The 23,953-nt window shown below is 59.3% G+C and carries 21 protein-coding genes; 14 read left to right on the top strand and 7 right to left on the bottom strand.

The genetic code is table 11. The features are described 5' to 3' along the window. The first annotated feature begins 1 nt into the window (after position 1). From ATO10_RS03200 to hflX, 3 genes are all read left to right on the top strand, one after another. Positions 2 to 1,519: a TrkH family potassium uptake protein gene (locus ATO10_RS03200; RefSeq protein WP_035247871.1), complete on the top strand. Its 1,518-nt coding sequence runs from the start codon at positions 2 to 4 to the stop codon at positions 1,517 to 1,519. A gap of 140 nt (positions 1,520 to 1,659) precedes the next feature. Beyond that, positions 1,660 to 1,893 carry an RNA chaperone Hfq gene (hfq, locus tag ATO10_RS03195; protein WP_009571238.1) on the top strand — a complete coding sequence of 78 codons (234 nt, stop codon included), beginning with the start codon at positions 1,660 to 1,662 and terminating at the stop codon, positions 1,891 to 1,893. A gap of 8 nt (positions 1,894 to 1,901) precedes the next feature. Beyond that, positions 1,902 to 3,176 (top strand): GTPase HflX, encoded by a 1,275-nt coding sequence (gene hflX, locus ATO10_RS03190; RefSeq protein WP_035247867.1) that lies wholly within the window; start codon positions 1,902 to 1,904, stop codon positions 3,174 to 3,176. Here hflX and ATO10_RS03185 read toward each other — a convergent pair. Beyond that, positions 3,173 to 3,760, bottom strand: coding sequence for a DUF1638 domain-containing protein (locus tag ATO10_RS03185; RefSeq protein ID WP_051597912.1), 588 nt, complete (start codon positions 3,758 to 3,760; stop codon positions 3,173 to 3,175). The two genes, hflX and ATO10_RS03185, sit on opposite strands and share 4 nt — an antisense overlap. Next, complete coding sequence (locus ATO10_RS03180; RefSeq protein WP_035247865.1) at positions 3,760 to 4,446, bottom strand: corrinoid protein; 687 nt, start codon at positions 4,444 to 4,446, stop codon at positions 3,760 to 3,762. The genes ATO10_RS03185 and ATO10_RS03180 overlap by 1 nt, the downstream gene beginning before the upstream one ends. 78 nt (positions 4,447 to 4,524) lie before the next feature. On the opposite strand from ATO10_RS03180, the gene ATO10_RS03175 reads away from it, so the two are divergent. Further along, positions 4,525 to 5,628 (top strand): PA0069 family radical SAM protein, encoded by a 1,104-nt coding sequence (locus ATO10_RS03175; RefSeq protein WP_238323351.1) that lies wholly within the window; start codon positions 4,525 to 4,527, stop codon positions 5,626 to 5,628. A gap of 4 nt (positions 5,629 to 5,632) precedes the next feature. Here the strand turns inward: ATO10_RS03175 and bmt are convergent, their stop codons facing one another. Beyond that, a complete protein-coding gene (bmt, locus tag ATO10_RS03170; RefSeq protein WP_035247861.1) occupies positions 5,633 to 6,646 on the bottom strand; it encodes a betaine--homocysteine S-methyltransferase in 1,014 nt (337 codons plus the stop codon). A gap of 172 nt (positions 6,647 to 6,818) precedes the next feature. Next, on the bottom strand, positions 6,819 to 7,133 hold the full coding sequence (locus ATO10_RS03165) for a DUF1476 domain-containing protein (protein WP_035247859.1): 315 nt from the start codon (positions 7,131 to 7,133) through the stop codon (positions 6,819 to 6,821). Between the two features lie 186 nt (positions 7,134 to 7,319). Between ATO10_RS03165 and purC the strand changes: the two genes are divergently transcribed. The 9 genes from purC to ATO10_RS03120 all read left to right on the top strand — a co-directional run bounded on the left by purC (position 7,320) and on the right by ATO10_RS03120 (position 19,019). Then, complete coding sequence (gene purC, locus ATO10_RS03160) at positions 7,320 to 8,078, top strand: phosphoribosylaminoimidazolesuccinocarboxamide synthase (RefSeq protein WP_035247857.1); 759 nt, start codon at positions 7,320 to 7,322, stop codon at positions 8,076 to 8,078. Between the two features lie 13 nt (positions 8,079 to 8,091). After that, the gene (gene purS / locus ATO10_RS03155; protein ID WP_035247855.1) at positions 8,092 to 8,331 is read left to right on the top strand and encodes a phosphoribosylformylglycinamidine synthase subunit PurS; all 240 of its coding nucleotides are present in this window, start codon (positions 8,092 to 8,094) and stop codon (positions 8,329 to 8,331) included. After that, positions 8,331 to 9,005 carry a phosphoribosylformylglycinamidine synthase subunit PurQ gene (purQ, locus tag ATO10_RS03150; protein ID WP_035247852.1) on the top strand — a complete coding sequence of 225 codons (675 nt, stop codon included), beginning with the start codon at positions 8,331 to 8,333 and terminating at the stop codon, positions 9,003 to 9,005. The genes purS and purQ overlap by 1 nt, the downstream gene beginning before the upstream one ends. A gap of 45 nt (positions 9,006 to 9,050) precedes the next feature. Next, positions 9,051 to 10,823 (top strand): sensor histidine kinase, encoded by a 1,773-nt coding sequence (locus ATO10_RS03145; protein WP_051597911.1) that lies wholly within the window; start codon positions 9,051 to 9,053, stop codon positions 10,821 to 10,823. Between the two features lie 19 nt (positions 10,824 to 10,842). After that, complete coding sequence (locus tag ATO10_RS03140; protein WP_035247848.1) at positions 10,843 to 12,174, top strand: sigma-54-dependent transcriptional regulator; 1,332 nt, start codon at positions 10,843 to 10,845, stop codon at positions 12,172 to 12,174. A 437-nt stretch (positions 12,175 to 12,611) separates the two neighbouring features. Further along, entirely contained in the window at positions 12,612 to 15,512 is a 2,901-nt protein-coding gene (locus ATO10_RS03135) for an Rne/Rng family ribonuclease (protein WP_035247845.1), read from the top strand. A gap of 124 nt (positions 15,513 to 15,636) precedes the next feature. Then, positions 15,637 to 16,392 carry a cytochrome c biogenesis CcdA family protein gene (locus ATO10_RS03130; RefSeq protein ID WP_035247842.1) on the top strand — a complete coding sequence of 252 codons (756 nt, stop codon included), beginning with the start codon at positions 15,637 to 15,639 and terminating at the stop codon, positions 16,390 to 16,392. A 66-nt stretch (positions 16,393 to 16,458) separates the two neighbouring features. After that, positions 16,459 to 17,673, top strand: a complete 1,215-nt coding sequence (locus tag ATO10_RS03125; RefSeq protein ID WP_035247839.1) for an alpha/beta hydrolase family protein — start codon at positions 16,459 to 16,461, stop codon at positions 17,671 to 17,673. Beyond that, complete coding sequence (locus ATO10_RS03120; protein WP_035247837.1) at positions 17,673 to 19,019, top strand: cytochrome P450; 1,347 nt, start codon at positions 17,673 to 17,675, stop codon at positions 19,017 to 19,019. Before ATO10_RS03125 ends, ATO10_RS03120 begins: the two co-directional genes overlap by 1 nt. On the opposite strand, the gene ATO10_RS03115 is transcribed toward ATO10_RS03120, so the two are convergent. Continuing rightward, complete coding sequence (locus ATO10_RS03115; RefSeq protein WP_035247834.1) at positions 19,003 to 21,465, bottom strand: penicillin acylase family protein; 2,463 nt, start codon at positions 21,463 to 21,465, stop codon at positions 19,003 to 19,005. The two genes, ATO10_RS03120 and ATO10_RS03115, sit on opposite strands and share 17 nt — an antisense overlap. A gap of 144 nt (positions 21,466 to 21,609) precedes the next feature. After that, positions 21,610 to 22,170, bottom strand: coding sequence for a lipid-binding SYLF domain-containing protein (locus tag ATO10_RS03110; protein ID WP_035247831.1), 561 nt, complete (start codon positions 22,168 to 22,170; stop codon positions 21,610 to 21,612). Positions 22,171 to 22,417: 247 nt separating this feature from the next. Between ATO10_RS03110 and rpiB the strand changes: the two genes are divergently transcribed. Further along, positions 22,418 to 22,867, top strand: coding sequence for a ribose 5-phosphate isomerase B (rpiB, locus tag ATO10_RS03105; protein ID WP_035247828.1), 450 nt, complete (start codon positions 22,418 to 22,420; stop codon positions 22,865 to 22,867). Positions 22,868 to 22,873: 6 nt separating this feature from the next. On the opposite strand, the gene hemB is transcribed toward rpiB, so the two are convergent. After that, on the bottom strand, positions 22,874 to 23,875 hold the full coding sequence (hemB, locus tag ATO10_RS03100) for a porphobilinogen synthase (protein ID WP_035247825.1): 1,002 nt from the start codon (positions 23,873 to 23,875) through the stop codon (positions 22,874 to 22,876). Positions 23,876 to 23,953 lie beyond the last annotated feature (78 nt).

Here is a 23,953-nt window from a genome sequence, read left to right as displayed (position 1 = left end):
GATGCATCGCATCCTCAACATCCCGCTCATGGTGATCCTGATGGGGGTCGGGGCGACGGCGATGCTGGTGCCTGCCTTCTATGGGCTTGCGGTGAATGACCATCTAAGCGCCCGAGCCTTTGGGTATTCAGCTTTTCTGTTTTATTTCATTGTGTTGATGGTCGGTCTTGCGACCTATAACAACAAAAACCGAAACGTGGCGCGCAGCCATTTGCTGGCACTTCCTTTGGCCTATGCCGGGCTGCCTCTGATGCTGGCGGTGCCCTTTAATGAAGCCGTGCGCGACACGACTTTTGTGAACGCCTATCTTGAGATGGTTTCAAGCCTGACGACCACCGGCGCGACCTCTTTTGATGATCCGGCCCGGTTGCGCGATTCGGTTCATCTGTGGCGTGCATTGGTCGGCTGGATGGGCGGTTTTTTTGTCTGGGTGACCGCTTTGGCCATTCTGGCCCCAAAGAACCTTGGCGGGTTCGAGGTTATTTCAAGCGCCACCATCGGCCGCGGTGCCCGCAAGATAGAAGAGCATGTTCGAAACACCGACCCGCGCGCGCTGTTGCTGCGTTATTCGCAACAACTTCTGCCGATATATACCGGGCTGACAGGGGCGCTTTGGTTGGCCCTGATCCTGTCGGGGGAATCGGCCTTTGTTGCCGCGTGTCATGCCATGTCGACCTTGGCGACCAGTGGTATCTCCCCCATTGGCGGGTTGGAAAATTCGACGACTGGCTTCCCGGCTGAGCTTCTGATCTTTATCTTTTTCATCTTTGCCCTGACACGTCAGACCTTTACGCCGGATACGACCAAACAGGGGCTGCGCCGTTTGCGAAACGATCCTGAATTCATGTTGGCTGGATTGATCGTCCTGTGTGTGCCGGCGTTTTTGTTCTTTCGCCATTGGCTGGGCGCCTATGACGTGGACGAGCAGCAAAACCTTAGCGCGGCGTTGCATGCGGCGTGGGGCTCTGTTTTTTCGGTGATGTCGTTTTTGTCGACCACCGGGTTTTCGTCAGCGGACTGGGAACTGGCGCGCAATTGGTCCGGCCTGCAAACCCCGGGCTTGGTTCTGGTTGGGTTGGCTTTGGTGGGCGGTGGCGTGGCCACAACAGCAGGTGGGGTGAAACTGCTGCGGGTTTATGCACTTTACAAACATGGCCTGCGCGAGATGGACAAGCTGGTACATCCATCTTCGGTTGGCGGCGCAGGCGCACTGGCGCGACACATCCGGGGGCAGGGTGCCTATGTGGCCTGGGTGTTCTTTATGCTGTTCGCATTGTCGATTGCCTTGGTGATGACGGCGCTGGCCCTGACCGGCCTGTCTTTTGAAACGGCGACGATCCTGACCATTTCGGCGCTTTCAACCACCGGCCCGCTTACCCAGGTCGCCAGCGCAGACCCGATCAGCTTTGCAGCGCTTCCCGAAGCCGCCAAGCTGATTCTTTCAGCCGCAATGGTGCTGGGACGGCTGGAAACACTGGCGATTATCGCGCTTTTGAACCCCGAGTTCTGGCGTCAGTAAAGCCGCACCCGATAATCATCGCGGAAAAGTAGGGTCTTAGGGCTGGTATATCGCGGCGGGCTCGGACATAAATTGGGAACAGACGCGAACATTTTCCGGCACAGCGGAGAATCGGCAATAGCTATAAGGCAAGAAAAACAATGGCTGGCGATAAACAAAACTTGCAAGATGCTTTTCTTAACCATGTGCGAAAGACCAAAGTTCCGGTCACAATTTTCCTGATCAACGGGGTGAAGCTGCAAGGCGTTATCACCTGGTTTGACAATTTCTGCGTGTTGCTGCGCCGCGATGGTCAAAGCCAATTGGTCTATAAGCATGCGATTTCCACGATCATGCCCGCACAACCAATCAACCTGTATGACGGTGAGGAATAATTTCCGACCTGACTGAGCACAGCACCGCGCTAACCCGCGCTTGGGTGCTGCATCCCGACATTCATTCCGACCGCGAACGGCGCCCTGCCGCCCCCGCGCTCGAAGAAGCCGTGTCATTGGCGCTGGCCCTACCGCATCTAGAGGTGGTGGGATCTGACGTCGTGCCCTTGCCCAAGGCACGCCCCGGCCTTCTGTTTGGCCCCGGCAAGATCGAAGAGCTGGCCGCCAAATTCAAAGCGCATGAGGTCGATCTGGTGCTGGTCGATGGTCCGGTCACGCCCGTGCAGCAACGCAATCTGGAGAAGGAATGGAAGGTCAAGCTTCTGGACCGCACCGGGTTGATTTTGGAAATTTTTGCCGACCGCGCCCGCACCCGCGAAGGCGTGTTGCAGGTGGAACTGGCGGCGCTGTCCTATCAGCGCACGCGTCTGGTACGCGCCTGGACCCACCTTGAACGTCAGCGGGGCGGTCTTGGCTTTGTCGGCGGCCCCGGTGAGACCCAGGTCGAGGCTGATCGCCGCGCCATTGATGAGGCCATCGTGCGCATCAAGCGGCAGCTGTCCAAGGTCGTGAAGACCCGCGATCTGCACCGTGCCGCACGCAAGAAGGTGCCGTTCCCGATTGTCGCTTTGGTAGGCTATACCAACGCCGGGAAATCCTCGCTTTTCAATTACTTGACCGGGGCCGAGGTGATGGCCAAAGACATGCTCTTTGCCACGTTGGACCCAACCATGCGCGCCGTGACCCTACCGACAGGAAAAGAAGTAATCCTGTCTGACACGGTGGGGTTCATTTCCGATCTGCCGACGCAACTGGTTGCGGCGTTTCGCGCAACCTTGGAAGAAGTCCTCGAGGCTGATTTGATCCTGCATGTGCGCGACATCGCCCACCCCGACAGCGCCGATCAGGCCACCGATGTGCTGGCGATCCTGAACGATTTGGGGGTGGCGGAAGACACCAAACAGATCGAAGTCTGGAACAAGATCGACCTGCTGGACCCAGGTGATCGCGAAGGTTTGCAGGTAAAAGCGGACCGCGAGGAAAAAATCTTCACCATGTCAGCGATCACTGGTGAAGGGGTGGACCCCCTGATGCAGGCGGTCACCGACGCGCTGGACGACGAACGTTTCACCGCAGAGGTCAAGCTGGACTTTGCCCAAGGCAAACAGCGCGCGTGGCTATTCAACGAAGGCATCGTAGAGCATGAGGTTCAGGACGAGGAAGGTTACACCCTGACCGTGCACTGGACCGCGCGGCAGGAAAAGGCCTTTAAGGGGCTTTAAGCGAACCGGGCAGGAATGTCAGCCAGTTCCCCATAACCCGTGAAACGCCGCTCAAAGGCCAAACCTAACCGTGCGGCGCAGTCCTGGGCCATAGCTGTCAGCGCGGCGTCATCCGTTTGCGCCTGATAGATCAACGTCGTGTAATTGCCGAAATACATCGACAAAAGCTCGGGGTGGCGATCCAGCCCCAGGGGTTTCCAGACAAAAGCATCGAACTGGCGCACCAGAAAGTCGGTCAGGTAGAAACAGGTGGCCTCGTCCCGCGCGGCGAATTCCTCTAGCCCGTCGTAAAACGCATAACAATGCGGGCCGGCCATCATCTGCACACCTAGCCGGTCACAGGTCGCCTGCAACTGCCCGCCGGTGCCGCAATCGGCGTAAACCACGAACACATCGTCGTAATCGTCCCGGCGCGCCAGAACGGCACGTTCGACTGCGGGGGCGATCTGATCGGGGCGGTTGTGCAGATCGGCGGGCAGGCAGTGCAGGTCACAATGTGCCCAGCCCGGACCCGCCATCATGGTGCGCAACTCACGCGCCAAAGCCCCGCAGGCCAGTAAAAGAATGCGGGGCTTCATTGTCATCAGGCAGCTTTGGCCGCGATCAGCTGTTTCGCCATTTCCACGGCGACGGCGGCGTCTTTGCAATAGGCATCTGCGCCGATAGCGGTGCCGAATTCCTCGTTCAAAGGCGCGCCGCCGACCATGACGATATAGTCGTCGCGCAGGCCTTGCTCTTTCAACTCGTCGATGACGATCTTCATGTAAGGCATGGTCGTGGTCAGCAGGGCAGACATGCCCAGAATGTCGGCGTTGAACTCTTTGCAGGCGGCGATGTATTCTTCGGCCGGGTTGTTGATGCCGATGTTTTTGACCTCAAAACCTGCGCCTTCCATCATCATCGTCACTAGGTTCTGGCCGATGTCGTGGATGTCGCCTTTGACGGTACCGATGACCATCTTACCCATGCGCGGCGCGCCGGTTTCAGCCAGCAAGGGCTTCAGAATCGCCATGCCCGCTTTCATCGCTTTGGCGGCCAATAGAACCTCGGGCACGAACAAGATACCATCGCGGAAGTCATTGCCCACCACGGTCATGCCCGCCACCAACGCTTTGGTCAGGATGTCATAGGGCACCCAGCCGCGTTCCAACAGAATCTCAACGCCCTCGACGATCTCTTCGGCCATACCGTCATAAAGGTCGTCCTGCATCTGTTCGACCAGCTCACCGTCATCCAGTTCCGACAGGATGATATCTTCTTCGTCTGACATTTCCGTTCCCCTTAGGGCTGTTCTTTCGTTGATCATAGCAGGGTTTTCACCCACCGGGCACTGGCCCGGGCGCCGTTAATGTTCTATTTATGTTCTATGTCGAGTCTCGAGCATCATATCCCGGCTGAGCGCCGCAAGGGCAGGGCCGCGGCCAGCAATGACGCGGGCCGGTTTGAGCCTTACGCCCGCGTGCCCGAGCACGATGGCTGGGACATTCCCGAAGACCTGCCCCCCATCAGAACCGAGCTGCGCGAGGAACGCGCCACGCGTATCATCACCCGCAACCGCTCGCCCGACATCTCCTTTGACCGCTCCATCAACCCGTACCGGGGATGTGAACACGGCTGTATCTACTGCTTTGCGCGCCCGACCCATGCGTATATGGGCCTGTCGCCCGCGATGGATTTCGAAACGAAACTGATCGTCAAACCAGACGCGCCCGAACGGCTGGCGGCGGAGCTGTCGCGCAAATCCTACAAGCCCGCGATGATTGCGATTGGCACCAACACCGACCCCTACCAACCGGTCGAGAGGGACCGGGGCTTGATGCGGGACATTCTGCATGTGCTGTCCGATTTCAACCATCCCGTGGGCATTGTCACCAAGGGCACGTTGATTGAACGTGACATTGATCTGCTGGCGCCCATGGCGCAGCGCGGCTTGGTGCGGGTGGGTCTGTCGGTGACGTCTCTGGACGCCAAGCTGGCCCGAAAGCTTGAGCCGCGCGTGCCCGCGCCGCAGCGCAGGTTGAACACGATCAAAGCCCTGTCCGATGCAGGCATTCCCGTTCGCGTTATGATCGCGCCGGTGATCCCGGCGCTGACCGATCACGAGCTGGAAAAGATCCTGGCCGAGGCCGCGCAGGCGGGTGCCGTCGCCGCCAGCTGGATCATGCTGCGCTTGCCGCTTGAGGTCGCGCCGCTGTTTCGCGACTGGCTGCACCGCCATTACCCGGATCGCATGGTCCGCGTCATGGGACATATCCGCGATATGCACGGGGGCAGTGATTACGCCGCTGATTGGGGAAAACGGATGCGCGGGCAGGGGCCTTATGCCAAATTGATCGGCGCACGGTTTCGCGCCGCGCAGGCCCGACTTGGCCTGGCGGACCGGCTGGATCCGCTGGACATCACGCAATTTCGCGTGCCCCCGCGCCCCGGCGATCAGCTGAGCCTGTTTTGACATCTTATCCCCGACGACGACGACGCTGACGCGATGGCGCGGGCACGTCATCGCCTGTCCCATCCGAGGCCGAGCTAAACCCACCCAAACGCGCCGCGATTTCGTCCAGCGTCGGGCGCTCGCCCCGGGGCCGGGTTTCCAGCGCTTCGCGCATGGCACGCAGGTGCTCGGGCATGGTGCCACAGCAACCACCGATGATCGTGGCACCGCAATCGCGGGCCAGCACGGCGTAATCGGCCATCAGCTCAGGCGTGCCATCATAATGAATATGGCCGTCTTCGTATTTCGGAATCCCGGCATTGCCCTTTGCGATGATCGGGGTCTCGGTGCCCGCAGCGGCAAAGCCCAGCACGGTACGCAACAGATCAGAGGCCCCCACACCACAGTTCGCGCCAAAGCCCACGGGCTTATAATCCAACTTGTCGACCATCTCGGCCATCGCGGCCGAGGTCACGCCCATCATGGTGCGTCCGGCGGTATCAAAGCTCATGGTGCCACACCAAGGCATTTCCGCGCGCTGAAACGCATCGGCGGCGGCTTTGAACTCTTCGGGGGCGGAAATGGTTTCAACCCACAAAACATCCGCGCCGCCTTCTTTCAGGGCTTCGGCCTGTTCGTGAAACATTTCAACAGCCGTGGCGTATGACAGGGTGCCCATCGGCTCCATGATTTCACCGGTCGGGCCAACCGAGCCTGCCACAACAACCGGGCGCCCGGCGCTCTCGGCGACTTCGCGGCCCAGCTCAGCGGCGGCAATATTCAGTTCGCGCACGCGTTTGTCGGCTGCGTGCAGCTTCAAACGCGATGCATTGCCGCCAAAAGAGTTTGTCAGAAAGATATCCGAGCCAGCCTCAACCGCACCGCGATACAGCGCGCGAATCTTGTCGGCTTCGTCCACGTTCCACAGCTCTGGCGCATCACCCGAGCTAAGCCCCATGTTAAACAGGTTGGTCCCGGTCGCCCCGTCGGCCAGCAGCCAGTCACGGGTTTCAAGTAGTTTTGACAGGGCATCAGCCATCGGAGTTCCCCTTTCTGGGATCTTTTTGCGCGCGCGTTGCGCCTCAAGTGCCATGTTCGACGCCAACGCGCAAATTGATTGTAGTCATAATCATCTTGAACCCCGCGCATACTGAGCCAAGAAAAAACGCGCCCCGAAGGGCGCGCTTTGCTGTTTCCAAATGATGTGGAAATCAGACTTCGTTCATAATCTGGTCTTTGGCTTCAGCCAGTGTTTCGGCCATTTTGGCGCGAATGGCGGCTTCATCTGCCTTGCTACCCAGATCGCCCGACACCTTGCGGAAGACGTCTTCGTGGCCAGCTTCTTCGAAGTCCGAGCTGATCACCTCTTTGGCGTAAGCTTCGGCATCGTCGCCGGTTTTGCCCAGCAGCTCGGCGGCCCACAGGCCCAGAAGCTTGTTGGCACGTGCTTGTGCTTTGAACTTCATTTCTTCGTCATGGGCGAATTTGTTTTCAAAAGCGTGTTCACGCTCGTCGAAGGTGGTCATTTTACCTTGGTCCTCCAGAATCCAGTTGTATTGTATTTAGGCGATTGGGGCGCCGGTGCAAAGGGGGGCTAAGCGCTACCATGCGGGGAAAAACGAGATTTTGCGCACCAGCTTGCCCTGACCAGCCCCTTCGCTTAAGAGAGGCCCATAAAAGGGGCCAACGCGCCCCCATGATCCGGAGCACCCATGGCACGCCGCAAGAAAATCTACGAAGGCAAGGCGAAGATTCTGTATGAAGGCCCCGAGCCGGGCACCATCGTGCAGTATTTCAAGGATGACGCCACCGCGTTTAACGCCGAAAAGCACGATGTGCTGGATGGTAAAGGTGTGCTGAACAACCGCCTGTCCGAATTTTTCATGCTGGGCCTGAACCAAATCGGCGTTCCGACGCACTTCCTGAAGCGCCTGAACATGCGCGAACAGCTGGTGCGCTCGTGCGAGATCGTGCCGCTAGAAGTGATCGTGCGCAACTATGCCGCGGGTTCGATGGCGAAACGTCTGGGTCTGGAAGAGGGCCAAGCCCTGCCGCGCCCGATGGTCGAGTTCTCCTATAAGGATGACGCGCTTGGCGATCCTCTGGTGCCCGAAGAATACATCATCAGCTTTGGCTGGGCCTCGCAGCAGGATCTGGATGACATCGTCGCGCTGGCGCTGCGGGTCAATGATTTCATGTCAGGCGTCATGTATGGCGCGGGCATCAAGCTGATAGATTTCAAGATTGAATTCGGCCGCGTCTATGAAGGTGAATTCATGCGCCTGATCGTTGCCGATGAAATCAGCCCTGACAGCTGCCGCCTGTGGGACATCGAAACCGGCGCCAAGCTGGATAAAGATGTGTTCCGCCGCGATCTGGGCAGCCTGACGGATGCTTATACCGAAGTGGCCCGCCGCCTTGGCGTGCTGCCTGCCAACACTGGCGCCCCCAAACCTACGCTGATCAACTAAAGGAACCGCCACGATGAAAGCTCGTGTACATGTCATGTTGAAAAACGGTGTTCTGGACCCGCAGGGCGAGGCCGTGCGCCACGCGCTTGGCACTTTGGGGTTTGATGGCGTCGAAGGGGTCCGTCAGGGCAAGGTCATTGAATTGGATCTGGCCGAAACCGACGCCGCCAAGGCCGAAGAAACCGTCAAAGACATGTGTGAAAAGCTGCTCGCCAACACGGTGATCGAAAGCTACTCGGTGGAGATCGCCTGATGCGCGCCGCTGTCATCCAGTTCCCCGGTTCTAACTGCGACCGCGACATGGCTGTGGCCTTGAACCAGGTTGCAGGCAACGAGAAAACCCAAATCGTCTGGCACAAGGAAACCAGCCTGCCCGACGGGCTGGATATGGTGGCCATTCCCGGTGGCTTTTCGTTTGGGGATTACCTGCGCTGTGGTGCAATCGCGGCGCGTTCGCCGATTGCACAGGCGGTTGTCGATTTCGCCAACAAGGGCGGCTATGTTCTGGGCGTGTGCAACGGCTTTCAGGTGCTGACAGAAACCGGCCTGCTGCCCGGCGCTTTGATGCGCAATGCGGGGCTGAAGTTCATCTGCAAACCGGTGGACCTGACCGTCGAAACCAACAATAGCGATTTCACCAACGGTTATGATGCGGGTGCAACCGTGATCTATCCGGTGGCCCATCACGACGGCAACTATAATGCCGACGCTGAAACGCTGGCGCGTCTGAATGGTGAAGATCGGGTTGCATTTCGCTATGCTGACAACCCCAATGGCTCGACGGAAGATATCGCCGGCATCCTTTCAGAAAACCGTCGTGTGCTGGGGATGATGCCGCACCCTGAACGCTGCGTCGAAAATGCCCATGGCAACACCGATGGGGCGGCGCTGTTCCGCGCATTGGCGGGCGCTATGGCGCTGACATAAGTCAGGTTGCTTGCCGCGCCGGGCAGGGGGGCTTAAATTCCCCCTATGTCACGCCAAACATCCATCGCTTTGACGACCCCGCCGTTGAAAGGCGCCAGCATGCGCCTTCGGGTGGTGATGGTTGCGTTTTTCGTGGCTGCCGTGGCGGTGGTCTGGGTGACCAACTCTTTCCTGAGCGAGCGGTTTACCAACGACACGCGCAACCGCGCCAATGTCAGGCTGGCGCTTTATTCAGGCAACATTCTGTCTGAACTTCAGCGCGCCTCGGTTGTGCCCCTGTTGTTGTCACAAGACCCAACCCTGACTGGCGCCCTGCAAAACAGCGACTTTTCGCAAAGCTCGCAACGGTTGATTTCTTTTATCGAAGAAATCGGCGCGGCCTCGCTGCTGCTGCTGGATTCAGAAGGACGGGTCGTCGCCGCCTCAGACCGGGCGCGGATCGGCACCAACCTGCGCGGTGCCGCCTTCTTTGTTGAAGCGCAGCGGTCAAATGACACCGTATTCAACGCAGACCGCAACGAACAAAACGCGTTCGAGTTCACCTATTCGCGCAAAATAACCGTGGATCGCCAGATGATCGGGGCGATCGTGGTGTCGGTGGATTTGGGGCAGTTCGAACGCAGCTGGGCCGGATTTTCCGAGGCGGTCGTGGTGACCAACTCGGAAGGTCAGATCATCCTGTCCACCGAACCGCGCTGGCGCGGCCTGACCGAAGGCGAAGCCATGGAAGCGCGCTCGGCACCGACAGCGATTCAACGCGCCATTCAGGCCACCACCGACTGGACGTCGCTGCCGCCTGACGCCTATGTGCTGGGCGAGGCCGTCATGCGCAATGAATCCCGCATCCTGTTTCGCGGTTGGCACATGGTCAGCTTTACGACCTACAGCTCGATCCGGGAAAAAGTGAACGCGGTTTTGGCGCTGGAAATCATGGCCTTTGCGATTTTGCTGGCGCTGACCTTCTATTTGATGAGTCGCCGTGCGCAGTCGCAATCGGTGTTTTTCCAGCGTGAATCGGCGGAACTTCGCGCGCTAAACCTAAGGCTACAGCGGGAAATTGCCGAACGCGAAAAGGCCGAAAAGAACCTGGAAGTGGCGGAACAAACGCTTGCGCAAAGCTCCAAATTGGCGGCCCTGGGCGAAATGTCTGCCGCCGTCAGCCACGAGCTAAACCAGCCCCTCGCAGCGATGAAGACCTATCTGGCCGGGGCACGCCTGTTGTTGCAGCGGCGGCGCTCGGAAGAGGCGCTGTCCTCGTTCCAGCGGATTGACGATCTGATCGAACGCATGGGCGCTATTACCAAACAGTTGAAATCCTATGCCCGCAAAGGGGGTGACGCCTTTGAACCCGTTGATTTCAAAGGAAGTGTGTCCTCGGCCCTGTCGATGATGGAGCCGCAACTACGTCGCCGGGACGTCACCATCACGCGCAGTCTGCCGGATGCGCCCGTGTTGGTAATGGCCGACCGGGTGCGGCTGGAACAGGTGATCATTAACCTGCTGCGCAACGCGCTGGATGCCACCAAGAACGTCAGTGAAGCGCAGATTGATCTGCTGCTGGCCGCAGGCGAAACCGCTACGTTGACGGTGCGCGACAATGGCCATGGCATTGATGATCTGGACGCCTTGTTTGAGCCTTTCTACACCACCAAATCCCCGGGCGACGGTGTCGGGCTGGGGCTTGCCATTTCGTCGGGTATCGTCAACGACCTTGGGGGACGGCTGACCGCGCATAACGGACGCGGCGGCGGCGCAGTTTTTGAGGTACAGCTGCCCATCCTTGATGACGAGCAGTCAGAAATAGAAGCGGCCCAATAGGCCCAGAAGGAGAGCAACGATGAATCGCGGCATCAAGATCGCCATCGTAGATGATGAGCAGGACATGCGTCAGTCGATCAGCCAATGGCTGGCCCTGTCGGGATTTGACACTGAAACCTTCGCCTCGGCAGAAGAAGCCCTGAAAGCCATCGGACCGGATTATCCCGGTATCGTCGTCACCGACATTCGCATGCCCGGCATGGATGGCATGGCGTTTCTGAAAAAGCTAATGAGTCAGGACAGCGGCTTGCCGGTGATCATGATCACCGGCCATGGCGATGTACCGATGGCCGTCGAGGCCATGCGTATTGGCGCCTATGACTTTCTGGAAAAGCCCTTCAATCCGGATCGCATGACCGATCTGGCCAAACGCGCCGCACAAATCCGTCGTCTGACGCTGGACAACCGCGCACTGCGGTTGGAACTATCAGACGGCACCGTGCTGATGAAAAAGCTGATCGGCACCTCGCCAGTGATGGAACGTCTGCGCGAAGACATTCTGGATCTGGGGCAGGCCGATGGCCACGTCCTGATCGACGGGGAAACCGGCACAGGTAAAACCGTTGTCGCCCATGCCTTGCATGCGGTTGGCCCGCGTGCCGGGCGAAAGTTCGTGCAACTGTCCTGTGCTGCGTATGGCGAAGACGATCTGGCTGCGCGTTTGTTTGGCCCGGTGCCGGATGGCGTTTCCTTGCCGCTGGTCGAAGAGGCGCGCGGCGGCACCCTGTGCCTTGAAGATATCGAATCTCTGCCGCAAGCGCTTCAGGCCCGGTTGCTAACCTTTATCAATGATCAGGGCACCCCGGCCGAAACCCGCATCATCGCGGTATCTAACCTGCAAGAGCCGGGCAAAACCTGTGAAGACGTCCTGCGCCCCGATCTGTTCTTCCGTCTGGCGGCGATGAAAATCACCCTGCCGCCATTGCGTACGCGCGGAGAGGATGTGCTGACCCTGTTCACACGTCTGTCCGAGCAATTCGCCGAGGAATACGGCTGTGACGCCCCCGAAGTCACCGCACAGGAAGCCGCGCAATTATTGCAGGCTCCTTGGCCGGGCAATGTGCGCCAACTGATCAATGTGGCTGAACGCGCCGTGCTGCAAAACCGGCGCGGGTCAGGCTCGATTGCAAGCTTGCTGATGTCGGACAACGAAGAGATGCAGCCGGTAATGACCACCGAGGGCAAACCGTTGAAGGAATATGTCGAAGCCTTTGAACGCATGTTGATCGACAACACAATGCGCCGCCATAAAGGGTCTATCGTCAGCGTGATGGAAGAGCTTTGCCTGCCGCGCCGGACCTTGAACGAAAAAATGGCCAAATACGGTCTCAGCCGCGCCGACTATCTGTAAATTGAAGGGTTTGACGCCAGATCCGTGGCGTTAACCCCTTGATTACGAAAAACACCATTGTCATTTACCTATAAGCGACGATAAGGTCGACAAATGTCAAAAGGCGTGCCCTGAGCCGCCGGACATCATGAGTTTCGCTGTTTTTATGAAACGCCCCGCAGTTTGCGGCCCGCGCATACAGACAGACCGATTTGGCCCTCGGGCCACCAGTACGCCCCTGACAACAGGGGTTTCTAAGCAATAGGTGCCTTTCTTCAGTAAGGCATCGAGGAAAAAACCGCGATGGAACGCGTGCGCATAAACAGGCAACGAGCAGGCGGGCAGACAACTGCCCCCTCGTGTGCTGTTATGCCCCGTCCCCAAGCCCAAACAAGACACCACCCGCAACGCCCCCGCCCACTTGGGCCCGGGCGCTTGCCGCGGTGCAAAGAGACAACATGGCAAAGAAAATGCTCATCGACGCCACCCACGCCGAGGAAACTCGCGTGGTCGTGGTGGACGGAAACAAGGTTGACGAGTTCGACTTTGAATCAGTCAACAAACGCCAGCTTGCTGGCAACATCTATCTTGCAAAAATAACACGGGTCGAACCGTCGCTTCAGGCGGCCTTCGTGGATTATGGCGGAAACCGCCATGGCTTTCTGGCGTTTTCGGAAATCCACCCCGATTACTATCAGATTCCGGTCGCCGATCGCGAAGCGTTGCTGGAAGATGAACGCGCCTATGCCAAAGCTATGGCAGAAGACGATGAAAAACCTTCTGGCGGGCGGTCACGCCGTCGCCGTTCGCGGTCACGCTCTAAGGCCAAGCCCGAAACGGCTGCTGAAACAGCCGAAGCAAACGTCGTCGAAACCGCCGAATCCATCCCGGGAATGGATGTGGTTGACCTGACAGATGATGCCTCCGCGGCGGATGTCGCTGACGCCGTGGTCGACACGCCCGAAGATGCGCCGGTTCAAGTCGCCGAGGCAGCGCCTGTCGACACCGTAGAGGATACAGCGGTTGAAGCCGATCCAGTTGCGGTTGCCGAGGCAGAGGTTGAAGCCCCCGTTGAGGTCGCCGAAGCCCCTGAGGCATCGGATGACACTTCTGACGAAGACAAGCCCGGCCCTCAGACCATGGCTGCTAAGATTTCGGACACCGAAGATCAGGTGGTAACGGCGGAGGTTTCTGACGAAACTGATACCGCGTCTGACACCGAGGCCGAGACTGACGCAGGTGAAGAAACCACCGAAGAATCCGCCGAGGAAACGCCCGAGGTCGAAACCGCCCAAGACGATGCTCCCCAAGAGCCAAATGGCGAGTCGAGCGAAGACGCCGAGGACGAGGCGCTGAGCCATGCCTCTGAGCGCGACGAAGACATTGAATCGGTTGCCGAAGAAGACGTTACCGAGGAAATCCGCACACCGCGCAAGCCGCGCCCCAAGCGCTACAAGATCCAGGAAGTGATCAAAGTACGCCAGATTCTGCTGGTGCAGGTCGTCAAGGAGGAACGCGGCAACAAAGGCGCGGCCCTGACGACTTATCTGTCGCTGGCAGGCCGCTATTGCGTCTTGATGCCCAACACCGCCCGGGGCGGCGGGATCAGCCGCAAGATCACCAACGCCACCGACCGTAAAAAGCTCAAAGAGATCGCGGGCGAAATCTCGGTGCCTGAAGGCGCTGGCCTGATCATCCGCACGGCAGGAGCCAAACGCACCAAGTCGGAAATCAAGCGCGACTACGAATACCTGATGCGCCTGTGGGAACAGATTCGCGAGCTGACTCTGAAATCGGTCGCCCCCGCGCCGATCTATGAAGAAGGCAACCTGATCAAACGCACCATCCGCGATCTCTATAACCGCGAGATCGATGAAGTGCTGGTCGAGGGCGAAGCCGGCTATCGCGTGGCCAAGGACTTCATGAAAATGATCATGCCGTCCCACGCCAAGAACGTGAAGCAATATACCGACCCGCTGCCGCTGTTCGCGCGCTATCAGGTCGAAAGCTACCTGGGCAGCATGTTCAACCCGACCGTGCAGCTGAAATCGGGCGGCTACATCGTGATCGGCGTGACCGAAGCTTTGGTTGCCATCGACGTGAACTCGGGCCGGGCCACCAAGGAAGGTTCGATTGAGGAAACCGCGCTGAAAACCAACCTGGAGGCCGCCGAAGAGGTGGCACGCCAGCTGCGCCTGCGCGATCTGGCCGGTCTGATCGTGATCGATTTCATCGACATGGAAGAGCGCCGCAACAACACCGCCGTTGAAAAGCGGATGAAGGACAAGCTGAAGACGGACCGCGCCCGCATTCAGGTCGGTCGGATTTCCGGCTTTGGCCTAATGGAAATGTCGCGCCAACGTCTGCGCCCCGGCATGATCGAGGCCACAACCCAGCCGTGCCCCCATTGTCACGGCACGGGCCTGCTGCGCTCGGATGACAACCTTGCCCTGCAAATCCTGCGTCAGCTGGAAGAAGAAGGCGTGCGCGGCCGCACCAAAGAGGTGCTGATCAAAGCGCCGATTGGCATCGTGAACTTCCTGATTAACCAGAAGCGCGAACATATCGCGCAGATCGAAGCGCGCTATGGCATCTCGGTCCGGGTCGAAGCCGACCCAATGCTGATCAGCCCCGATTACCATCTGGAGCGGTTCAAAACCGCTACGCGCTCGGTGCCCGAAGTGACCGCGCCGGTGATTTCGATTGATACTTCCGACATGCCCGAGATCGAAGAGGCCGAGGTCGTGGGAGAGCCAACAAGCGAAAGCGAAGAGACCCCGGCGCCCAAGAAACGTCGCCGTCGTCGTCGTCGTCGTCGCTCGTCCTCCAGCTCGGATGCCCAAACCACCGAGTCGACGGAAGACACCGCATCGGAAGGCGAGGCTGGCACCGAAGCAGAAGCACCCGCAGAAGCCAGCGAAGAGGGCAGCGAAGAAAAGCCTAAATCGTCGCGCTCACGCCGTCGCCGTTCGCGCTCTCGCTCGCGCAAAACAACCGACGAGACACCGACGGATACCGCTGCAGAGAGTGAACAGGCTGCCGAAGCCAGCCCCGAAGCCGAAGCAGACACACCTGCCGAGGCAGAGGAGGTCGCACCGGAAGCCGTACCGACCGAGGTCGCGCCTGTGGCCGAGGAAGAAGCCCCCGTCGAAGACACTGCAGATGCGCCGGCAGAGGTTGTCGAAGCCCCCGCCGAGGACACACCGCATGACGAGGTTGCACAAACCGAAGAGACCGCACCCGAGACCCCGGCAGAGCCTGAACCGGCCCCAGAACCCGAAGAGCCGGTTTTGGAAACCGCCGAGCAGGCACCGGCCGAGCCGCCCAAGCCCAAACGCCGCGGTTGGTGGTCAAGATAACGCATTCGATCACGCCGGGGTTCGCCCCGGCGTTTTCATGTGACAATCCTCCACATGTTTGTGACCAGCCGTTGGGTGACCCCGTTCATCAGATGCGGTAAGGGAGGATGAAAAGGGGACAGCCATGTTCGGAATAGAGCTGATAGACGCAGGGCTACTGCCTGCCATGATCATCGCGCTGGTCGCAGGATTGCTGAGCTTTCTCAGCCCCTGCGTGTTGCCGATTGTGCCGCCCTATCTGGCTTATATGTCTGGCATCACCATGAGCGAGCTGGGCAATGAAGACAGCCCGCGCCGCCGCGCGGCCTTGGCACCCGCCGCGTTCTTCGTTCTGGGCTTGTCGACAGTGTTCCTTTTCCTTGGCTTCACGGCTTCGGCCTTTGGGGCGTTCTTTCTGCAAAACCAGAACCTTTTCAATGTCTTCGCAGGCGTTGTTGTGATGGTTTTCGGCGCGCATTTCGTTGGCGCCTTCCGCATCCCCTTTCTTGAACGCGAAGCCCGGATCGACGCGGGCGACAAGGGCGGCAGCGCTTTTGGCGCCTACCTTCTGGGGCTGGCCTTTGCCTTTGGCTGGACGCCCTGTATCGGCCCGCAACTTGGGGCAATCCTGTCACTGGCCGCTTCCGAGGCCTCTGTGGCGCGCGGCACGGTATTGTTGGCCGTCTATGCCGCTGGGCTTGGCATTCCGTTCTTGCTGGTCGCCGCGTTCTTCCCACGCCTGACCGGGCTGATGGCGTGGATGAAACGCCATATGGAGCAGATAGAGCGGATCATGGGCCTGCTGCTGTGGACCATCGGCCTGCTGATGCTGACTGGGGGATTCTCGCGCTTGTCTTTCTGGCTGTTGGAAACCTTCCCGGCTCTGGCCACCCTGGGCTGATCCGGCTTACTTTCGCCAAAATCCCGCGCTATCCTGCCTTTAACCAAAACGGGCAGAGCGCGACAGATGGACAAACCAGCGCAAAATCAGGTCAGGCATCGCCGGGTGTTTTACATCCCCGGCTATGATCCCATTCACCCACGCCGTTACCGCGAGCTCTATCGTAAAGAGGGCGCCGCGCAGGGTGCTATTTCGGATTACTCGGTGGCGCTTTCGCCCAAAACCGGCGGCGGGCGCTATGGCTGGCATGTAACCGGCCGGATGGAGGGGGCCGAGGTTGAAACCGATATCGAGGTATTGGTCTGGTCCGACATCGTCCGCGACTCGATGGAACAAGGGATTTTCGCCACCTACCTGCAACTGATCCGCACGGCATGGGCTTATATCGGTTCGGGTGCTTTGTTTGCGCTGATGCGGCTGCGCAAAGGGCCGATCATCGCGGCGCTTTACCCGATCTTCATGTTGATCTTCCAGCTCATCGCGGCGCTTCTTTTGGCACGCGCCGCTGGCCACCTTTTATCGCTCAGCACCATCCCCTTTGTCGGCTGGCTGGGATTGGGCGTCGTCTGGCCGGTTCTGGAGCAGTTTCGAAAAATCGACAATAAGCTGTTCGCCTATTACCTGATGCACGACTATGCCTATTCGGCGCGTTCCCAAGGCGCCAATCCGCCCGAGCTTGAGGCCCGCATGGCCGAGTTTCGCACGGTGATCGCCAAAGCCCTGACAGAGACCGACGTCGAAGAGGTTCTGGTGGTTGGCCATTCTTCGGGTGCGCATCTGGCCGTGTCGATCCTGTCTGATCTGATCCGTGCAGGCGAAGTACCCGCCAATGGCCCGGTCCTGTCCTTCTTGTCGCTGGGGCAGGTGGTGCCGATGGTGTCATTCCTGCCCAAAGCCGACCGGCTGCGCGCTGATCTGCATTTCCTGTCGGCGCGCTCGGAGCTGAGCTGGCTGGACGTGACCGCCCCGGGCGACGGCTGTGCGTTTGCGCTTTGTGATCCGGTCAGCGTGTCGGGCGTGGAACCCGAAGGCAAGAAATGGCCGCTGGTGATCTCGGCCGCGTTTACCCAGACCCTGTCAGAAAAACGCTGGAAGGAACTTCGCTGGCGGTTTTTCCGGCTGCATTTCCAATACCTGTGTGCCTTTGATCAACCCGGCGATTACGACTATTTCCGCATCACCGCTGGGCCACGCACTTTGGCGGACCGGTTTGAAGGACGCAAACCCTCGCAAAGCCGCATTGATGTACCTGCCTCGCGTTATCGGTCGATGGCCGCATGATGCACCCGCCGAAACCTGCTTCGCGGCCTGAAAAAACCTCGCTTTGGCGATACGTAAAGCTGTTTCGCGATGACATTCTGTCGGCCCAACCAGCCAAGCTTTATCGCGCCAAAATGGCTGAATTCAAAACGCCGTTCTTTCGGTCGTACTTGGTGAACCAGCCAGATTTGATTGATCTGGTGCTAAAAGAGCGCCCCATGGATTTCCCGAAATCCAACCGAATATCCGAAGGTCTTCGGCCTTTGTTGGGGAACTCGGTGTTTTTGACCAATGGCGAGACATGGCAACGCCAACGCCGCATCATCGACCCTGCTTTCGAAGGCGGCCGCCTGCGCGATACCTTTCCGGCGATGGTCGCAGCGGGGCAGGCGGCGGCGACGCGGCTGGCGGATGGGGTACAAGAGATCGAGGCGCAGACAAGCCATGCCGCCGCCGATGTGATCTTTCGCACGCTGTTTTCGATCCCGATCGAACATGAGATCGCGGCGCAGGTGTTCAGCGAGTTTCGCGATTATCAACGCACCCAGCCGATCCTGAACATCGCCGCCTTTGTGCCATTGCCCAAATGGATGCCAAGGTTTCACAAAAAACAAACGCGTGTTGCTGCACGCTCTATCCGCGCGCTGATCACCCAGTTGACCGAACAGCGGATGGAACAGATCAGGGCCGGCACCGCCCCCGACGATCTGGCCACCAAGATCATGACCACCAAGGACCCGCAAACCGGCGAAACTTTCACCACGCAGGAAATGGTCGATCAGGTCGCGATCTTCTTTTTGGCAGGGCATGAAACATCGGCCAGCGCACTGGCCTGGGCGCTGTATTTGCTGGCCACGCACCCCGAAGCCCAAGCGCGCTGCGCTGAGGAGGCCGCTGATTTTGGCACCGATCCGCAATTTGCGGATATGTCGAAACTGCGCTTTACCCGTGATGTCTTCCGCGAGGCGCTCAGGCTCTATCCGCCCGTCCCGATGATGGTGCGCGAGGCCACGCAGCCAGAACATTTCCGCAATCGTGACGTGCCCAAGGGCAGCCAGATTGTCCTAAGCCCTTGGCATGTGCACCGGCATGAATTGTTGTGGGACAACCCGGATGGCTTTGATCCCGACAGATATGCAACGCCAGAAGGCAAGGAATGCCTGCGCCATGCGTTTATTCCATTTTCCGCCGGGTCCCGTGTGTGTACCGGCGCAGGGTTTGCCATGGTCGAGGGGCCTCTTTTGCTGGCCACGGTTTTGCAAAAATGGCGGTTTGACCCCGTGGCTGACAAAGTGCCAGACCCCGTTGCCCACCTGACTGTGCGGGCACGCGACGGGATATGGTTACAGGCTATTGCGCGGGAATAAGCCGGGTAATCCCGATGGAACCTGCGCGCGCCAAATCCGGGTCCAGCGACATCGGAATGTATTCGCCCCGGCGCCATAGCTCTCCCAAATCATCGTAATGACGCGAAAGCGGATGGCCGGACTGCCCGGTCGAGATCACAAAAACCGAACTGTCAGGATCGGCAAAGTCATAAACACCGCGATAGGCTGCGGCATGGACGTTGGTAAACGGGGCAGGGTCTTTGCCCGAGGTACGACCGCGCTGCAAGGTATTATCCCCGCCCGAGGTCGACTGGCGGATATTCACCAGCCATTTCAGCACCGGCAATTCACCAAGAACCGCGTGGTCATGGCGCGCGACATGCGCATTGCCCCAGCGCAGGCTCTCTAACGAGCCACCATGGGTCTCGCCAATCCAGATCAACGCCTCGTCCAGCGCGATCCGCGCGATGTCGACACAGCTTTCCAAAGCGGTGGACTGCTTTACATCGCACCAGCTGCCGGCGCCATCGACATCCCGAAAGACCCGTTCAATGAACAGCGGCTCGACATGCGCTATTTCCCCGGCAAGCGGCCCCAGATCATCGCGGATCAGGCGATTTTGCAAATGGCGCATCCAGGCGGCATAGATCAGCGGCTCGGGCATATGCTCGTTCATCTCGCCGTTCCAGTTGGCCAGCATCTCAAGCGCCTGCTCTCGGAGCCGTTCTGGCGTGCCATCAACAGCGGGCTTGCCGGTGAACCAAAGATCGCGTGCCACCAGGGGCAACAGCGAGCGGGCTGAAAAACTGACAGTATCCAGCTGTGCCTGAATAAAGCTTTCGCGGGTGTGAACCTCGCGGCTTTCCATCAGTTTGCGCCAGCGTTGAATGCGCTGGCTATCGCCCCAGACGTAACTCAGGTGCAGCGGGAATGGCCGGTCTACAGTCTTGTTGTTGGTGTTGCCCAGAATGCCGCCTTGCGGATCAATGAAACGCGGGTTGGCGGCGTAAGGGAACATGCCTTGCCAGCGGTTGGCGGCCTCCCATCCGGGCGAAGGAATGCGGCCTTGCGAAAAGTGTTCAGACGAACGGCGCGGCATTTGCCCGACAACCTGCAACGCAATCGAGCTTTGGTCGGCCAACATCAGGTTTTGGGCCGGGGCATGCCACAGCGCGGCCGCTTCGATCGCCTGTTCAACACTGCGCGCCTGCATGATGCCGTTGACCGCGCTGATGGTGGTGTCGTTTGCCCCCAAAGCAGTCCAGCCCACGGCCACCACATGCCCCGGCGGGGTAATGGTGCCCAGATCGAAATGGCTGGAAGGCAGAACCGGGCCGTTTTCCGTCCAGCGCAAGGTGATGGTGACTGGGCTGTCATCCTTGACCTTGATGATCGTGCGGCGGGTTTCAAACGGCTTATAGCCATCTGGCGTCAGGTACTCTTCGGGGTTTTGTGGGTTCAGCTTTTCGATGAACAGATCCGTGTCGTCCAGATAGGCCGTGGTCAGCCCCCATCCCAACGCATCCGAACGCCCCATAAGCAAGGTCGGCGAGCCGGGGATGGCGCCGCCGATCACCGCACCGGTCGAAAGTTCCAGCCGCGCCAGATGAATGGTAGACGGGGCCGACAACCCCAGATGCGGATCATTGGCCAGAATTGACGCGCCCGCCGCCGACCGGTGCGGCGCGGCGGTAAAGGCATTCGAGGCCCCCGACAGGCCCCGCGGACGGATCGGCATCAGCGGGTCGCGCGGGGCCGCGCCCTGGGCATAGCCACGCGGCGCCGTGGGAAACAACGCCGCATAGTCGGGCAGGGCGGCCACGCCGGGGCCGGGTACATCAGGCAGAATATCCTGCACGCGCGCATCAGGCAGCGCCAAAGACAGGCGGGCACGCAAAACCTCTTCGTCCAGATGGCCAGACAACTGCAGCGCCATTACTTTGCCGATAGCAATGGAATCTGCCGGTTGCCAATAGGATATCTGATTGGAAAACAGAAAGAATTCCGGGGCACCGCGACCAAGCGCGCGTTCATTGACCTGAGCGATCCGCGCATTGACGCCGCGCGCATATGCTTCCAGCGCGCGTGTCGTGGCTTCATCCTGTACCGACACGGATTTCAGCGCCAGATTGTACAGATCAAAGCGGCGCAGCACCTCGTCTATGCGCAGGGTACGGGCGCCAAACAGTTCGCTAAGTCGGCCCTGTGCGGTGCGACGCAGCATGGTCATCTGCCACAGCCGATCCTGCGCATGGGCATAGCCAAGCCCGAAATACACATCGCCATCGCTGTCACCGAAAATATGCGGCACAGCTGACGTGTCGCGCACAATTTCGACCGGCCCGGAAAGGCCCTGAAGCGTGATCTGAGCATCGTAATCGGGCAAAGACCGCGAGGCCAGGTAATAGACCGCAAGGGTAAAAACGCCGATCAATACGACAAGCGCCGTGAATATCCGCAAGGTCCAGCGAAACAGGGTGTGCATAGGTGACTCGGTTCTGGTGTGCCGTGGTTGAACTGCACATTACGACAGCGTCACCGGCTGTGAAACATCACATGGCATAAGTTTGCCGCCAGAATTGAAAAAGGCCCGCGCAAGGCGGGCCTTTGAACCGTGGCAAAGCTTCGTTTAGGGGATGATGCGGGTGTATTTCGTGCCTTCGACCGAGGCCCCAAGGATCAGACCGGCCTGACCAAAGACCACAGCGATAACAGGATCCAGCGCCGTGATGGTTTCAGCCGACAGGTTACCGCCCTGATCATTAAAGGCATATTCCAGATCGCCACCCGCAGACCAACCGGCGCCGCGACGGAATTCAGACAGTGCTTCATCCGTCATGAAGAACAGGGCATGCGCATATTGCTGCGCGCCTGCCTGAAAGCCAAAACTGGCCTGCGCGGCCGAGTAGTAATCAACAGGGACGTTGTCGATACGCAGCGCGCCGCGCCCGTAAGACCCGCCAAACAGAAACCCAGCTTCTGTTACCAAAGGCATCCACAAGACGCCCTGAGCCTTTTGCTCCAGATCGACCGTGCCCGGATAGCGGCTGAAAAGATACTCGCGCGTGCTGTCGACCCGCGCATCCAACGTGGCAGCGCCATTAGAGCCCACACCATTGCCGCACCCGGCGGTCATGGCCGTGGTCGCTCCGGCGCCCAGCAGAAATGTACGACGGTTACAAAACGTCATGGTTTGATCCTCGATTTGCCTCAACTCGGCCTTTTGCGGCCGTTGCCAATAAATATAGGGGTTTTTTCAAAGGCTGTCACCAAGTCTTGACGGTTACTGGCGGAAACATGCCTTTGTGCGCATCCCAACGTCTGAGGGCATTTGACGCAATTTCGGGCACCAAATTCAGGCGATACCCCCTAGAACTCTGTATCACCTGTGCTATCAACCGCGCCATCTGCTCAATTGGGAACACGGGGTACATGCCATGACCACCCGCAAACGCATCGTCTTGTCCAGCGACCACGCCGACATTCAGCTGCGCCAGAACATCGCCGCCCATGTCACCGCTGCCGGGTTTGAGGCCATTGACATCGGCCCCACCACATCAGAAAGCACCCACTACCCCAAGCATGGCGAAGCCGCTGCCAAGATGATCGCAGCGGGCGAGGCCGATCTGGGCATTATCGTCTGTGGCACAGGGCAGGGCATCATGATGGCCGCCAATAAGGTCAAAGGCATCCGCTGCGGTGTGTGCTGCGACACGTTCTCGGCCAAAATGATCCGTCAGCACAACAATGCCAACATGCTGTCGCTGGGCGCACGGGTGATTGGCGAGGGGCTGGCGCTTGAGATCGTTGATGCCTTCCTGAACGCCGAATTCGAAGGCGGCCGTCACGCCACCCGTGTCGACATGATCACCCAGATCGAAGGGTAAGCCCGATCAGCCCTGCGCCAGCAGTTTCGCGACGCGCGGGGCGAAATAGGTCAGGATGCCATCACAGCCAGCGCGTTTGAACGACAGCAGGCTTTCCATCATCACCTTGTCGCCATCCAGCCAACCATTCTGGGCGGCAGCCATCAACATCGCGTATTCACCTGACACCTGATAGGCAAAGGTCGGCGCCCCAAAGGCATCTTTGACGCGGCGGCAGATGTCCAGATAGGGCATCCCGGGTTTGACCATGACCATATCCGCGCCCTCTGAAAGATCGCGTTCAATCTGGCGCAGGGCCTCATCCGAGTTGGCCGGGTCCATCTGATAGGTGTTCTTGTCGCCTGTCAGCGCGCCCGAAGCGCCGACCGCATCGCGGAAAGGGCCATAAAAGGCTGACGCATATTTGGCAGAATAACTAAGGATCGACACCTTGGTGTGGCCCGCGGCTTCAAGCGCACTGCGCAAAGCGCCGATGCGACCATCCATCATATCCGACGGCCCAAGGATATCGGCGCCCGCTTCGGCCTGCGCCAAGCCCATCTTGACCAAAGCCTCGACCGTTTCGTCATTAACGATCTCGCCGTCCACCACAAAACCGTCATGGCCATTGGCATTATAGGGATCCAGCGCAATGTCGGTCATTACGGCGATTTCCGGCACGGCCTCTTTGATGGCGCGAATGGCCCGGTTGGACAGGTTATCCGGGCTCCAGGCCATGGCGCAGTCCAGCGTGCGGTCCGCCAGATCGGTATAGGGAAAAATGCAAATCGCAGGAATGCCCAGATGAGCGGCCATACGCGCGGCATCAACCACCTTATCCACTGACAGACGGTTCACGCCGGGCATGCTGGGGATCGGCTCTTCGATTCCTTCGCCTGCGCGCACAAACACCGGCCAGATCAGATCGCCCACCGTCAGGGTGTTCTGACGCACCAGATCACGAAGCGCAGGCGTCGCGCGGGTGCGGCGCAAGCGGGTGGCGGGATAGGGGGCCTGTGTGGGGCGCATGATCGGGCTCCTTGCAATCTTTCCCATTGGGTCGCATGGATAGGCGTCTATCTCAAGGGTAGGAATCATCTGTGCACG

The sequence above is a fragment of the Actibacterium atlanticum genome (assembly GCF_000671395.1).
GTDB lineage: Bacteria > Pseudomonadota > Alphaproteobacteria > Rhodobacterales > Rhodobacteraceae > Actibacterium_D > Actibacterium_D atlanticum.
This window is presented reverse-complemented; position numbering and strand designations above follow the sequence as displayed.

Excerpts from the sequence above, each read along its gene's own strand:
- ATO10_RS03185 (WP_051597912.1), bottom strand. The coding sequence starts at position 3,760 with ATGACAATGAAGCCCCGCATTCTTTTACTGGCCTGCGGGGCTTTGGCG.
- ATO10_RS03130 (WP_035247842.1), top strand. The coding sequence starts at position 15,637 with ATGTTCGGAATAGAGCTGATAGACGCAGGGCTACTGCCTGCCATGATC.
- ATO10_RS03135 (WP_035247845.1), top strand. The coding sequence starts at position 12,612 with ATGGCAAAGAAAATGCTCATCGACGCCACCCACGCCGAGGAAACTCGC.
- ATO10_RS03125 (WP_035247839.1), top strand. The coding sequence starts at position 16,459 with ATGGACAAACCAGCGCAAAATCAGGTCAGGCATCGCCGGGTGTTTTAC.
- rpiB (WP_035247828.1), top strand. The coding sequence starts at position 22,418 with ATGACCACCCGCAAACGCATCGTCTTGTCCAGCGACCACGCCGACATT.
- ATO10_RS03175 (WP_238323351.1), top strand. The coding sequence starts at position 4,525 with ATGTTCTATTTATGTTCTATGTCGAGTCTCGAGCATCATATCCCGGCT.
- ATO10_RS03110 (WP_035247831.1), bottom strand. The coding sequence starts at position 22,170 with ATGACGTTTTGTAACCGTCGTACATTTCTGCTGGGCGCCGGAGCGACC.
- hfq (WP_009571238.1), top strand. The coding sequence starts at position 1,660 with ATGGCTGGCGATAAACAAAACTTGCAAGATGCTTTTCTTAACCATGTG.
- ATO10_RS03165 (WP_035247859.1), bottom strand. The coding sequence starts at position 7,133 with ATGACCACCTTCGACGAGCGTGAACACGCTTTTGAAAACAAATTCGCC.
- ATO10_RS03140 (WP_035247848.1), top strand. The coding sequence starts at position 10,843 with ATGAATCGCGGCATCAAGATCGCCATCGTAGATGATGAGCAGGACATG.
- ATO10_RS03180 (WP_035247865.1), bottom strand. The coding sequence starts at position 4,446 with ATGTCAGACGAAGAAGATATCATCCTGTCGGAACTGGATGACGGTGAG.
- purS (WP_035247855.1), top strand. The coding sequence starts at position 8,092 with ATGAAAGCTCGTGTACATGTCATGTTGAAAAACGGTGTTCTGGACCCG.
- bmt (WP_035247861.1), bottom strand. The coding sequence starts at position 6,646 with ATGGCTGATGCCCTGTCAAAACTACTTGAAACCCGTGACTGGCTGCTG.
- ATO10_RS03115 (WP_035247834.1), bottom strand. The coding sequence starts at position 21,465 with ATGCACACCCTGTTTCGCTGGACCTTGCGGATATTCACGGCGCTTGTC.
- purQ (WP_035247852.1), top strand. The coding sequence starts at position 8,331 with ATGCGCGCCGCTGTCATCCAGTTCCCCGGTTCTAACTGCGACCGCGAC.
- ATO10_RS03145 (WP_051597911.1), top strand. The coding sequence starts at position 9,051 with ATGTCACGCCAAACATCCATCGCTTTGACGACCCCGCCGTTGAAAGGC.
- ATO10_RS03200 (WP_035247871.1), top strand. The coding sequence starts at position 2 with ATGCATCGCATCCTCAACATCCCGCTCATGGTGATCCTGATGGGGGTC.
- hemB (WP_035247825.1), bottom strand. The coding sequence starts at position 23,875 with ATGCGCCCCACACAGGCCCCCTATCCCGCCACCCGCTTGCGCCGCACC.
- ATO10_RS03120 (WP_035247837.1), top strand. The coding sequence starts at position 17,673 with ATGCACCCGCCGAAACCTGCTTCGCGGCCTGAAAAAACCTCGCTTTGG.
- purC (WP_035247857.1), top strand. The coding sequence starts at position 7,320 with ATGGCACGCCGCAAGAAAATCTACGAAGGCAAGGCGAAGATTCTGTAT.